11 protein-coding genes are annotated in these 13,993 nt (G+C 34.7%); 5 read left to right on the top strand and 6 right to left on the bottom strand.

Annotated features, from left to right (window positions below; all coding sequences use genetic code 11):
* Positions 1-180: 180 nt before the first annotated feature.
* The gene (locus K6119_RS00190) at positions 181-666 is read left to right on the top strand and encodes a DUF4252 domain-containing protein (protein ID WP_221834577.1); all 486 of its coding nucleotides are present in this window, start codon (positions 181-183) and stop codon (positions 664-666) included.
* Here the strand turns inward: K6119_RS00190 and K6119_RS00185 are convergent.
* Entirely contained in the window at positions 650-3,865 is a 3,216-nt protein-coding gene (locus K6119_RS00185; RefSeq protein WP_221834578.1) for a SpoIIE family protein phosphatase, read from the bottom strand. The genes K6119_RS00190 and K6119_RS00185 overlap by 17 nt on opposite strands.
* Positions 3,866-3,908: 43 nt before the next feature.
* Here K6119_RS00185 and K6119_RS00180 point away from each other — a divergent pair, with 43 nt between their 5' ends.
* Complete coding sequence (locus K6119_RS00180; protein WP_221834579.1) at positions 3,909-4,313, top strand: pyrophosphohydrolase domain-containing protein; 405 nt, start codon at positions 3,909-3,911, stop codon at positions 4,311-4,313.
* Here the strand turns inward: K6119_RS00180 and K6119_RS00175 are convergent.
* From K6119_RS00175 to K6119_RS00160, 4 genes are all read right to left on the bottom strand, one after another.
* Entirely contained in the window at positions 4,310-4,708 is a 399-nt protein-coding gene (locus K6119_RS00175) for a hypothetical protein (RefSeq protein WP_221834580.1), read from the bottom strand. The genes K6119_RS00180 and K6119_RS00175 overlap by 4 nt on opposite strands.
* Positions 4,709-4,815: 107 nt before the next feature.
* Positions 4,816-6,768, bottom strand: coding sequence for a DNA topoisomerase (ATP-hydrolyzing) subunit B (gyrB, locus tag K6119_RS00170; RefSeq protein WP_221834581.1), 1,953 nt, complete (start codon positions 6,766-6,768; stop codon positions 4,816-4,818).
* A 197-nt stretch (positions 6,769-6,965) separates the two neighbouring features.
* Complete coding sequence (locus tag K6119_RS00165; protein ID WP_221834582.1) at positions 6,966-8,912, bottom strand: DUF3857 domain-containing protein; 1,947 nt, start codon at positions 8,910-8,912, stop codon at positions 6,966-6,968.
* Complete coding sequence (locus K6119_RS00160; protein WP_221834583.1) at positions 8,909-10,852, bottom strand: DUF3857 domain-containing protein; 1,944 nt, start codon at positions 10,850-10,852, stop codon at positions 8,909-8,911. Before K6119_RS00160 ends, K6119_RS00165 begins: the two co-directional genes overlap by 4 nt.
* Positions 10,853-11,075: 223 nt before the next feature.
* Between K6119_RS00160 and K6119_RS00155 the strand changes: the two genes are divergently transcribed.
* From K6119_RS00155 to K6119_RS00145, 3 genes are read left to right on the top strand one after another with little or no spacing between them, the layout of a single operon-like run.
* A complete protein-coding gene (locus K6119_RS00155; protein WP_221834584.1) occupies positions 11,076-12,146 on the top strand; it encodes a 2Fe-2S iron-sulfur cluster-binding protein in 1,071 nt (356 codons plus the stop codon).
* A 2-nt stretch (positions 12,147-12,148) separates the two neighbouring features.
* A complete protein-coding gene (locus K6119_RS00150; RefSeq protein WP_221834585.1) occupies positions 12,149-12,838 on the top strand; it encodes an SDR family NAD(P)-dependent oxidoreductase in 690 nt (229 codons plus the stop codon).
* Complete coding sequence (locus K6119_RS00145; RefSeq protein WP_221834586.1) at positions 12,839-13,486, top strand: MOSC domain-containing protein; 648 nt, start codon at positions 12,839-12,841, stop codon at positions 13,484-13,486.
* Between the two features lie 2 nt (positions 13,487-13,488).
* On the opposite strand, the gene K6119_RS00140 is transcribed toward K6119_RS00145, so the two are convergent.
* A complete protein-coding gene (locus K6119_RS00140) occupies positions 13,489-13,989 on the bottom strand; it encodes a hypothetical protein (RefSeq protein WP_221834587.1) in 501 nt (166 codons plus the stop codon).
* Between the last annotated feature and the right edge of the window lie 4 nt (positions 13,990-13,993).

Below are 13,993 nucleotides of genomic sequence, written 5' to 3'. Positions count from 1 at the left end.
AATAATTAAAATCAAACTAAATTCTCAAAAAAAAATCACATTCCTAAATCGTTAAACAACTACAAAGTCAATATTTATAAGTTTTAGAGGTGTAACCATGATGTAACTAGGCGTTAAATAAGTACCAGAAGCAATCACAGCAATGTGAAATTAAAACAATACAAACTAAAAACTTTCGTCATGACAAACTTAACCGCTAACAAACACAGATTATTAGGATTATTTTTCGTTCTATTTGTATCCGTAGCTTACGGGGCGCATCCAATCAACGAATTTTACAAGCAACACAAAAACGATAAGGACATGGAAGCCAAGGTAGTTCCGCCTAAGGTTGTGTCATTATTTGTTGATGAGGATTATCCTGAAGCTATTGACGTATTGCAGTCTCTTACTGCTTTAAAATACCTCAATTTTTACGGTGATAAAACACAAATCTCTAACTACGCTAAAAACGCAATAGCTGCAAAGGGAACTTACAAATCTTTGCTTGAAGATGTTGATGGCAACAGAAAAGTAGCTGTATTTGGTGAAAAGAAAAACGGTAGTGTCCGTAAGATTATAGCTGTTGTTGAAACAAGAACACAGTTTTTACTATTAATAGGAAAAGGAAAGTTGACAAATAAGCAAATTCAACATTTGCCTGCCTTGTCTAAAGAGATCCAGTAACAGGTTCGAAACCAACTACACACACATCATCAATCTGTTCAAATCCTGACATCCAGTCTATTAAACTTTTTTCAAGTTCATCCCTTTGTTTGTCAAAGTCTTTGTTACAAACATTGAGGATGAACTCTTTCATTGTTTTCACCTTCAGTTTTTTACCTCTATCTCCTCCAAATTGGTCGGCATATCCATCAGAAGTCATATAAAACTTCATCCCCTCCTCTATTTTAATGACGTGCTCTTCATAAACCTGATCATCAGGTGTAAATCCTGCCACCGCAACTTTAGTAGCTTTTATCTCCTCAATATCTCCATTTTGCACAATCCATAAAGGTCTATTAGCTCCTGCATATCTCACCTCATTGGTTTTAAGGTCAATTGTACAAACTGCTGCATCCATTCCGTCTTTAGTAGATCCGGTTTGCCCATCTTGCTTCAGCGATTTTTTAATCGCAATATTAAGTTCTGACAATATTTGTCCCGGATGAATAATTTTACGCTCACCAACTATAATATTCAATCTGTCAGACCCGATCATACTCATGAAAGCCCCCGGAACACCATGTCCGGTACAATCGGCACATATAAACACCAATTGATCTTCTTTCTCTGTGAACCAATAAAAATCTCCTGATACGATATCTTTTGGACGGAACAATACAAATGAATTTGGCAACCATTTCTTCATTTCATCCTCTAGAGGTAAAATGGCTTGCTGAATTCTTTGGGCGTAATTGATACTGTCTTCTATCTCCTGTTTCTGGTGCTTTAACACCTCATTTTTCTCTTTAATTTCTCTTGTACGCTCTTCAACTACTCCTTCTAACCACTGATTTTTTCTCTTCAATCTTAAACTAAACAATCTAAATCCTACAAAGAATGACAAGATCAATAACAAAACAAATAAAGCGTAAGCCCAGGCAGTTCTGTACCAAGGTGGTAATACGGTGAATTTAAAAGTTGCCACTTCTGATTCTACGTCGTATACGTTTTTAGCCTTTACCATAAACGTATAATCCCCCTCATTCAAGTTGGTAAAGTTGGCTTCTGTTTTCTTACTCCAATCTGTCCAATTTTGATCGTATCCTTCTAATTTAAAGGCATATTGAATATTCTCTTGATATTCAAAATACGTTGAAGAGAATGTAAATTTCACGTCATTGAAGTGATAATCGATATTAAACAAGTAATTATCTGTTTGAGTGTTAGACATTTCACCATCATTAAAGAAAGCTCCGGCAAACATCAATGAATCACCTCCAATTGTAAAACTTCTGATGAGCGTACTATAAGGCTTTTCGTAATTATCTTTCTTTCTGTGTGTATATCCTAACAATCCATCAGAACCACCTACCCAAAGTGTTCCATCTTCCTCTAAATAAAACCTGTTGATTCTACCAACATCAATTCCTTTAAATGGCATGCGAATAAACTCAGCCTTCTCGTGGTCATAATATCCAATTGAATAATTGTCATCACTAAACCAATCTCCTTTTTTACTTGTTTTCAAGAATAAAAATTGTCCATCTGTTGTATAAGAGTGCATATCCTGCACCTGGAACATACCTCTATAATTTAAAGGATCTTCTTTTTCTTCTTCTGTCAATCCTTTTTTCATTTCTTCTTCATCCATGAAATAAGATAATCCCTGCTTACAACCAAACACAAGTGAATCATGATACATCAATGGTTTTCCTATGTCATCCAACAATCCATCAAAATCTGTGAATTGATCAACTACAAAACCATCATTTAACTTAATTCTAAAAGCTCCACTAGACACTGTTCCAACCCAAATAATTCCAGGATCAGTCGGATCTTGTTCAATTCCTAAAGACAATGACAACTCCTGATCAAAGCTGTTAATTTGTTGAAAATTACGATTAAATAAAAAGATTCCTTTTGGACCACTCACAACAAAAATCCCCATGTTGTCAAAGAACCTAATAGCGTTAGCCTCAACCCAAACAGAAGTTTCTGCTTTTACACTTTTACCATCTGTAGTACTCAAAACTCCTCGGGGAGTAGCCATATACAATCGGTCATTTACAACACAAAAATCCCATACCGTTTCTTTCAGCAACTCTGTATTTTCAAAAATTCTTTTTCTATCACTGCTTTGTACAAATAAACCTACAGAGGTTCCAACATACATTTGTCCTTTAAACCTTTGCATGGCAACAATATTTCCACTTATGCCGGCTTTTTCTCCATAATAAGAAAATGGTGCATAATAGTTCACCATTGAAACGCCGTTAGCAGTAGACAACCAAATATTATTTTCACGGTCTTCGTAGATCCCTTTAACATCATTTGAAGTGAGGCCTGATTGCTGATCAAATTGCTTTAAAACTTTACCTTCTTTGTTTAAAATATAAACTCCAGAAGTAAAGGTCCACACGGCAATATTGCCGTCACTTAGCATTTCAGAACCATATAAATTTAGGTCAATAAGTGGAAAATCATTTCCCTCTGGCAATTGCACTGCTGCGTCATTCTTCCATTTCCAAATTCCTAACTCTTGAGTCAAAATAAGTAAGGAGTCATCTTGAAGTTTATATAAGCCAAAGACTCCTAAATCTCTCACCATTTCTGTACCTCTCAGCCTTTCTAAATCTCCATTGACGTACTTTACTATTCCAATTTCTCTTGCTCGTAGATATAGTTCTCCATCAATTAAAAAAGAAGTATGAAAAGAAGAAGTATCAGTAGGATAAACTGCGATTACTGTATCTTTTTCAAGATCATATACAAAAAAAGCTTCTTGTGCCTGGAAATAAACAAACTTGTCTGTGCAATGAATGGCCCAAATTTCTCCAAAAAACCAATCTTCTTCAGGCAATTTATCTAAAAGAGAATTGTATTGAAGTTGACCTAAAGTATCAGGAGCTAGAAAACCAAAATCACCATTGCTTCCCACGTACACCACTCCAGATGAATCAACACCCAATGCACGTACATATGAACCAGCCATTACTTTGATATAGTTCCATTTGGTTCCGTCAAATTCATGTAAACCATTTCCGGATCCCATGTACATTACACCTCTCTTATCTTGTACCGTACAATAGATTTCAGGATTGAATTCTTTCCCATAATCTCTTGAGGTGAAATTTACAACAGGAAGATTCTCTCTTTGGCTAAAAGAATGAAAGCCAGATGTTGTAAAAATTGTTAGTAAAAGCAGTAAATATTTATGCATTTATTGATTAGGCTTACGTTAACTTTAACCAAAAATAGTAAAAATGGACAAAGAGATTACTTTAAAGGAAGTTATTGGACACGTAGAGAAGTTTCATGAATCTTTTGGAATTGGTAACAACTACTCTCCTACTACTGAATTGAGCGACGAAGAAATTTTACTGAGATATAAATTAATGCGCGAAGAAAACGAAGAGTATCTTGAAGCTGCTCAGAATGGAGATTTGGTTGAGATTGCAGACGCATTAGGTGATCAACTTTACATTTTATGCGGTACTATTTTAAAGCATGGTTTACAACATAAAATTGCTGAAGTATTTGAAGAGATTCAAAGAAGCAATATGAGTAAACTAGATAAAGACGGAAACCCCATCTATAGAGAAGATGGTAAAGTAATGAAATCAGACCAGTATTTTAAGCCTGATATTGCTGCCATTCTTCACAACTAGTAAGTTGTCTTCTTCACTAAACTTCCATTGGGCATTTTATATTTTTCAGATCCCCAATACAGTATCACTATCATAGTTAGCGAAAAACCTAATAAAAATGATAGTGTTAAAAGTTGATCTGCAATATAATAATCACCCGAAATGAAATGAGTGATTATTTCCAAAGCCGGAATAATAAAGAAGTAAAGACAAGAATTCTTTCTTAACTGAGTAGTTTCTCTTTTGATCTGACGCATATCATGCACCCACTGAGTCAAAGCTGACTCATCATCTGATTGAGGTTCATGAATTCGAGCTCGTTTTATAGAGAGGAATTTAACTCTATCGTAAACTCTCGATAAATAATACAGATACAAAAGAATGGCGATAACAAAAATCCATGTATGCGCATTCATAACCGTAGCCTATTACAACACAGCAAGTTACAAAAAAAGTAATACAAAACAAAAAGACCTGTATCAAATTGACACAGGCCTTCTCGTAACTTAAATTAAAGTTTTAATTAGGTATCGATATTCGCGTATTTCGCATTCTTTTCGATAAACTCTCGTCTAGGCGGCACATCATCTCCCATTAGCATTGAGAAAGTACGATCTGTTGTCATATCGTTTTCAATTTGTACCTGACGCAATGTTCTGTACTCAGGATCCATTGTAGTTTCCCACAATTGTTCAGCATTCATCTCTCCAAGACCTTTGTAACGTTGAACACTTACTGATGAATCAGCACCTGAACCTTTGTATTCCATGATCAATTTATCTCTTTGATCATCATTCCAAGCGTAATCAGCTTTTTTACCTTTTTTCACCTGGTACAAAGGAGGAGTAGCGATATAAACATATCCTCTTTCCACCAATTCACGCATGTGTCTAAAGAAGAAGGTAAGAATCAAAGTCTCAATGTGAGCACCATCAACGTCGGCATCACACATGATGATGATTTTGTGATATCTCAACTTATCAAGATTCAACGCTCTTTCATCTTCTTCTGTTCCAACAGTTACACCTAATGCTGTGTAAATATTTTTGATCTCTTCATTTTCAAAGATCTTGTGTTGCATGGCTTTTTCAACGTTCAAGATTTTACCTCTCAATGGCATTATAGCCTGGAACATTCTATCACGTCCCTGTTTAGCTGTACCACCCGCAGAGTCTCCCTCAACTAAGTAGATCTCACATTCAGCCGGATCTTTTGAAGAGCAATCAGCTAACTTACCAGGTAAACCGGTTCCTGTTAGAACAGATTTACGTTGTACCATTTCACGCGCTTTTCTTGCAGCATGTCTAGCTTGAGCAGCTAATATTACTTTTTGAACAATTGATCTTGCATCTTTAGGATGCTCTTCTAAATAGTCAGTTAACATTTCAGAAACTGCCTGTGATACAGGAGCCGTAACTTCTCTGTTACCCAATTTTGTTTTTGTCTGACCTTCAAATTGAGGTTCAGAAACTTTTACTGACACTACTGCAGTTAAACCTTCACGGAAGTCATCTCCTGAAATTTCAAATTTCAGTTTATCTAACATTCCTGAATCTTCTGCGTATTTTTTCAAGGTATTGGTCAAACCTCTTCTGAATCCAGAAAGGTGAGTTCCCCCTTCGTGCGTATTAATATTATTAACGTATGAGTGAAGGTTTTCAGAGTATGAAGTGTTGTAGATCATAGCTACTTCAACAGGCACTCCGTTTTTCTCTCCTTCAACGTGAATTACTTCTTCTATCAATGACTCTCTAGCGTCATCCAGGAATCTTACAAATTCACTTAAACCACTTTCAGAGTGGAAAGTTTCTTTTATAAATTCTCCCTTCTCATCCGTTTCTCGCTCATCTGTTAAAGTGATGGTTAATCCTTTATTCAAATAAGCCAACTCTCTCATTCTTGATGCTAATGTATCATAGCTATACACCAACTGATCAAAAATTTCAGGATCAGGGAAGAATGTTACTGTCGTTCCGTTATTATCAGCTTTACCATCCTCTTTAACAGGATATAAAGCTTTACCTCTTTCATATTCTTGTTTCCAAACTTTTCCTTCTCTGTGTACTACAGCTTCAAGGTGTCTTGACAATGCATTAACACAAGATACACCAACACCATGTAGACCTCCGGAAACTTTATAAGAATCTTTATCAAATTTACCTCCTGCTCCAATTTTGGTCATTACAACCTCTAGCGCAGAAACACCTTCTTTGGCATGTAAATCAACAGGGATACCTCTACCGTTATCCACAACTTTAATTCCGTCTCCTTCAAGAATAGTAACATGTATAGTATCACAATGTCCAGCAAGGGCCTCATCAATTGAGTTATCTACAACTTCGTAAACCAAGTGGTGCAATCCTCTTACACCAACATCTCCAATATACATTGACGGACGTTTTCTAACGTGCTCCATACCCTCGAGGGCCTGGATACTATCCGCCGAGTACCCTTTTTTTGCTTTTTCTTCGCTCATAAACTTATTAAATTTATTCAGGCTTGTAAGTAGCAGAATTGCTGACTTTTTACAAGGCAAACAAAGATACTAAACGAGTATGTTTAAACCGAGAAAAATGAGTCGTTTTGATAGTAGTTATTAACACGTAATTAACATTGATTTGAAATCTAGAATGACATGGGTAATAAATCGCTTTAAATCAATTTAAATTAGCCCTATTCGATTATTAGATTCATCTTACTGATCTCATGATAAAACTCAAATGCTTTAAAAACTTCGATTTTATCTTCAATTTTATATCGCTGAGATAAGTACTCTTCTCTGGTAGAAAAAGTCAGTTTGTTTCCTTCTAATTTGAAGCCTGCAATCATGTTGATATCCTCCAGTTCACAATAATCCTCCGTAACAAAAACATCATCATTATTGGCTACTTTGACTTCTTTAGGAAACTCCACTATCACTGTGTAAGATCTGATCATTGGATTTGAAAAAACAAAATCGCTTTTCTTTTTTTCTAATTCATCTACACTAACGTGTTCTCCAAATAAATTACCCAGTTTAAATATAGTTTTGTCTTTTGCTATTTCTAAAAATGGTGTATTCAATTCTGTCAATTTCCCTTTAATCACCAAAGGCTTAACAAAGGCGTCTTCAGGATTAATGTTTTGAATATCTGTCATTGCAAATGTTGAGTTATCTTTCATAAAGTTCAATAACTCATCATGATATTCTTTGCGTTTTTCATCTGAATACAAATAGTAATATGTCTGATATTCTCCTGCTTTATATCCTTTCAAATGTCTTTCTACCGTTAAGGTACTCTCTTGCATATCTTCCTGCACTTTAATACGAATAATAATGCTATCAATATTGTCATGAGCAGCTGTGCTTTTCACCGGTTTTATTTCCCAATTTGTTGATCTGTAAGGATACTTTTTCTCCACTAAAAAATACCCATTATTTGGAATCCAGTCGGCATTCATATATCCCAATCTTGTTGAAAAATCTAGAGGAGCCAAATATTGATCAATGTCCGGGAAGTACATGAAGTAATTTTGCAAAAAGTACATTGACTCAATTTCACTGCTTAATTGCGTATCGTATCTGTCAGAAATAAATCCGTATTGATAAGGAATATTAGCCTCTTTACACAAGCCCATATATAATTGAATTGCACTAATAGAATTGGCTTTTCTGTATTTGACAACATCAGACAGAAACATATCAGGCACATTTGAAGAAACCAATAGGTCCACCTTAATAAAATGCTCAATCTTTCTTATTTTATCTTCTTCTGATCGCATTTTATGCACTCCCAATTCCTCATTCAAACTTTTTAAAGCCTTCATGTCCTTTTTTCTAATCGGGGAATTATAAACCATATTCAAACTATTATTGAACTGTTCATAAGGAGAAAAACTATTGTCATATGGAGAGTCAAATCCACGAAGCGAAATATCCAATTTCATGGAAGTATTGTTGTACTCTGAAAAATACTCAGGCTCGAGTGCCGGAATTGAATCCATGTGAATAGTCCATTGATGTTTTTGAAGGATAGTATCCACCAACTCAGGCTTCTTTAATCCATTGTGGGCTAAAAATTTGAAATAAGTATCATTTGGAGCAATGAAATAAAAGTCAAAATCGTATATCGGGATATCTGATTGAAAATAATACTGATCACCTTCAGTATCTGATTCTTTTTGAACCGTATATAATACTTCAATCTCGTCACCTAATTCAATTCCTGATAAAGGAAAATAGAAAACTCTTTCACTTTCATCTTCACTGTTGAACTCCTCAATTTTTGGATCTATTTCAACGACTTTATCTTCTTTAATTACCCTGGTTTCAATGCGTTGCAGTTTAATTACGTCCTCTGCAGAAATGTAAACTTTATTAAACTCCTCAATTGCAGCATTGGTACTCAGTTTTACTTTATAATGCTCTGTCTCATACTTGTAATACCTGCCATCATTTCCGTTCCAGATATACTCAACACTCATGAGATATTTAGTGTAGTGATACATTTCGTTTTCCACTACTCGAGTATCCAAAACAGGATCCTTTTCCAATTCATGATTTTCGTAAAAAGGAAAACGTTGACCAAATGACTGAATAGTCATTAAAGTCAATGCTGCTATGAGAACCTTTTTAATCATTTAATTTTGTGAAGAATTAGATTTTGAATAGTTGCTGAATTGATACTTTTTGAGAACTCATTCCAGTCATCAAATAAATCTGTTGGAATTTCAAGTAAGTGATACTGGTATTTCATGGTGATAATCACCTTATTTCCCTCTTGCTTAAATTCTGCATCAAAATTGAAGAGATCATGATCATAGTGAACATCTTCGGGTAGATACTTTACTGTGTATGCATCAGAAAGATCAATTTCATACAAGTAATCAATTGTTCGGTGTCTTGATTTTTCTCTTGTAAACTTGTAATCATCTGTGTTATATTTTCTAATTCTAGGCTTAAATAATGTTGGATTGATAATGATATCTTCACCATATTCAATTGAAATGTTATCCAAAGTAAACTCATAAGTCAAGTCTAATTCAGATTGCATATCGTTTAAACCTTCAACATCATAAGATTTTAAACGAAACCTATTAGCACCACCTAAGGCAATTTCCTTAACATAATCATCTAAATCATCATGTTTAAGATTTGCTAAATAATATGTTTTGGTTTCCCTTTCGTATCCGCCATAAGTATCAAAGCCACAACCATATAAAGAGTCTGAAGCTGTAATGGTATATTGCACGACAGATTTAATATAATTTTGATCTGCTGCCGTTGCAGGAACTTTATACAAGTCATACTTTCCCGGTCCCTGATGCACTAACAACTCTTTACTTTGCACTCCCATAGGTGGTAATAAATAAGAAGATTCAGAACCGGTAGCATCCAGATAATAGTATTTATGATCATCTTGCTGGTCTTTTGGTTTTTCTACTACACAAATCACATGATTACAAGTTAATGGTGACGGAATTTCGCTCATTAAATACGGAATATCTCTTGTTCCAACCCAAGCTACATGTGCATTTTCCACACCTGCCTCAGTTAGCATTTCAACTAAAAGGTTCCCCATATCTTTACAGTCGCCAAATCTATTTTTGATAACAGAAGAGCATGATCTAGGCACATAACCATTGATACCATCTTCAAATGCTATGTACTTGATATTATCCTGAACCCATTTAAAGATGGCTTCCATTTTTTCCAATTGAGTTTCTTTTCCTTCAGTAATTTCTTTTACTACTTTATTCAACTCAGACCTATTTGACTCATCACCTTTCAATAGCAACAGCTCTTCAAAAAATGCGTGTAAATCATCCAGGTTTTCAATTACTTTTTTGGTTTCTCCATTGTGTTGATAAGATTGGATTTGCGCAATCAGATGTGGAATGTGATTTTTAATATTCGTACTTCCATCTTCTGTTCTATATGGAGGGACATTTTTCACCAACCAAACAGATTCTTTTTTCCCCTTTTTATCAACTGTTTCTTGACGATCAACTTCAAAACCATCCATTGCTCGCTCAAAGAATTTTAATTTAACCTCTTGAGGATATACAATCTTCACCTTGCTTTCAATTACAGGATAGCCGGACATAAAATGAAAGACATCAAAAAATTCAGGATGCTTGATTTTTTTAGTGTAGCTAATTTCACTTCGGTATCCTTCTCCAAGCTCGGGCAAATCAAATATTAACTCTTGATCATCATCATGAAAAACCCAGCTTGAAGGTGGTGAATCTACAACCCTAAAGTTGTCCTTTTTTACTTTCATTTTCTTCCCTTTAGGATTAAATGAAGCTGCTTCAACTTCCACTATATCTTCAAAAAACTGTGATAAAGAAATACTTTGATCCGTGTAGTATTTTGAAACTTCTTTGAGAAATAAAATATGCTCGTAATCAGTTTCAATAATTGACAACTCTCCAGTTTTGTCATCAATATCAATTTCCACTAACTGTTCGTGCGATAATACAACAGCAGATCTATCAGGAAATTCCTTTTGATATTTTGCCAATAATTCTTCGTACTGACCAAAGGAATTTAATCCCGTCAGCAACAATAATGACATTAAAATGTTAATTCTAAAAGATCCCAATTTGAAAAAAAATTAACTCCTCAATTACTATTATGGACGTACTTAAACAGAATTTATTTTGTACTCTTTAAAGATAGTAAAAGAATGAAAAAAATGGAAGAGCGTTCAGCATTAAATTAATACGATTATTTTTGTACCTCCTCAATAAAAAAGAAAGGACAACTTTTAATTTGAGAATATTTCAAAATTTAGCTAAATGAGAGCCACTTTTAATCAACTGACAATCAAAGATATTAGAAAAGAAACTGCTGATACAGTTTCAATTGCATTTGACGTACCTGCTAATTTAGCAGATGCTTACAAATATGTTCCAGGACAGTATTTGACATTAAAAGCCATGATAAATGGAGAAGATGTTAGAAGATCATACTCTATTTGTTCAGGAATTAATGACAATGAATTACGTGTTGCAGTAAAAGAAGTAGAAAACGGTAAGTTTTCTTCTTATGCCAATAACAGCTTAAAGGCAGGCGATCAAATGGAAGTAATGACTCCTGAAGGTGGTTTTACAATTACACCTAATAGCGTCAATGCTAATAATTATGTGTTTTATGCTGCAGGAAGTGGAGTGACTCCTGTTTTATCAATGATCAAGTCTATTTTAGAAACTGAAAGCAACAGCAATGTGTTTTTATACTATGGAAACAAAACTGCTGCTGACACCATCTTTAAATCAACTTTTGACGGCTTAGACTCAAAATACAGCAATTTCAATCTTAGATATATTTTAAGTAGAGAAGACAGTGGAGATGCAAATAGAAATGGAAGAATCGATAATGATAAATGTGCTCATTTCTTTGATGCTGAATTGAGAGATTTAAAAATTGAAGGAGTTTACACTTGTGGACCTGAATCAATGATTGAATGCGTAAAAGACTTCTATATCAGCAAAGGTTTATTACACAAAGTTCACTTTGAATTATTTACTACGCCTGTTGCAGCAGCTGATGAGGCAAATGTAAGTATAGGAGAAGATGTTATTGTAAACTCAAACGTTACAGTTATTATTGATGACGAAGAATACAGCTTTACTTTAAAGTCTGATGGACCGGATGTTTTATCGGCAGCACAAGATGCAGATGCAGATGTTCCTTTCTCTTGTAAAGGAGGAGTTTGTTGTACTTGTAAAGCGAAAGTATTAGAAGGAAAAGTTAAAATGAAATTAAACTATGCGCTAGAAGAAGATGAAGTTGCTGAAGGTTTTGTTTTAACTTGTCAATCTCACCCTATTACAGAGAAAGTTGTCATTTCGTATGACGAATACTAATGATGAGTAAAAACATCATAGTAATTGGTGCCAGTAGAGGAATTGGTAGAGAATTAGCTAAAAAGCTAGCTGAGGATCACAATGTATTAGTGATGTCTCGCAATTTGGACAAGTTGAAAGAATTGCAAATGACCACCTTGAATCCCGTAAAAATTGCATCTCTTGATTTGGCTGCAGACAATGTTAGGGAATATATTAGCACCATTATTAATGAGCATTTTCAGCATGTTGACATTTTGATTAACAATGCAGGTTATCTGGTAAACAAACCGTTTTTAGAAACTACTGCAAAAGATATTAAAGATGTTTACGCAACCAACGTTTTTGGATTAGTTGCTGCATGTCAGGCAGTGGTTCCTTTTATGAAAAACGGTGGTCATATTGTAAACATTGGTTCTGTAGGCGGAGTTCAGGGATCTGCTAAATTTCCTGGAATTGGAATCTACAGTTCATCTAAAGCAGCAGTTGCAGGATTTACAGAATGTTTAGCAGAAGAGTTAAAAGATGAAAACATCCAGGTAAACTGCTTGGCATTAGGAGCTGTTCAAACAGAGATGTTAGAAGAAGCTTTCCCAGGTTACGAAGCACCAATGGGACCAATAGATATGGCAGAATACATTGCGGACTTTTCTTTGAAAGCCAATAAATGGATGAACGGAAAAATCATTTCTGTTTCAAAATCTACTCCGTAAATGCGTGTTATCTCTACTAATATTGGAGAAAAAAAAGCTGTTAAATGGAGAGGAAAAACCGTTTACACAGGCATCTTTAAATCCCCAATTACTGACTCAATAATTCTTGGTACAGAAGATGTAGAAAATGACCATGTTATTGATAGAAAATACCATGGAGGGATAGACAAAGCTTGCTACATCTATAGCGCAGATCACTACAATTATTGGAAAAAAGAATATCCCCAACTTAATTTTGAACATGGGATGTTTGGAGAAAATATAACAGTAGAAGGATTTGACGATACTCAAATTATGATTGGCGATCAATACGCTATTGGTGAAACTTTGGTTGAAATAAGTCAACCACGATTTCCTTGTTTTAAACTAGGAATAAGATTTGACAGTCAAACTGTACTTAAAAAATTCATCTCATTTGAAAGACCCGGAACTTATGTTAGCGTATTGAAAACCGGTAAAGTTTCTGTTAATGATCAAATGAAACTGGTAAAGAGAGGTGATTACAATTTAGGTTTAGTAGAACTATATCATCTTAGTTATACTGACGATTGTAATGATATTGAACGCATTCAGTTCTTACTTCAACAAACTTATGTAACTGAGGAGTGTAAAGAAGGAATGGAGAAAAGGCTAAAGGCTTTACGCTAAATCTACTCCACCTCTATTTCATCATCTTTTTCAAATTTACCACCTTTCTCCCACTCAATAATTGTTGGCGTAAGCGTCATCATTCCAATAGGATATGCCACAATTTCAATAAAGACATACCAAGCGGATCTGGCATAAAACACCTTACCTATCAACTTCATTTGCAACAGACCAATAAATATTAAATCTATCAAGGTAGCCAGGTAAAAAATGAATCCAACCTTTCTGCTTTCAGGCAAAACAAGAGATAAAATGGATAATGTGATAAATAAAAGATATAAGAGAATTATTAAGCGAAAAGGTTTATAATCTTTTGATTCAGCGCACATATAATCTGCAACCCCAACACCCCAAATTGTTCCGACAAATGGAGGGATCAACAAAATCATCAACCACAAAAAATCGTCATCAGGTCCTAAGAGACCTAGTTTCCATACGATTAAAGGTGTAAAAATCGCCAATGTAAATAACCAGTATGGCACTTTTAAGATGACGTTTTTCATCTTT

Source organism: Paracrocinitomix mangrovi, from assembly GCF_019740355.2.
GTDB classification, from domain to species: Bacteria; Bacteroidota; Bacteroidia; order Flavobacteriales_D; family Crocinitomicaceae; genus Paracrocinitomix; species Paracrocinitomix mangrovi.
This window is presented reverse-complemented; position numbering and strand designations above follow the sequence as displayed.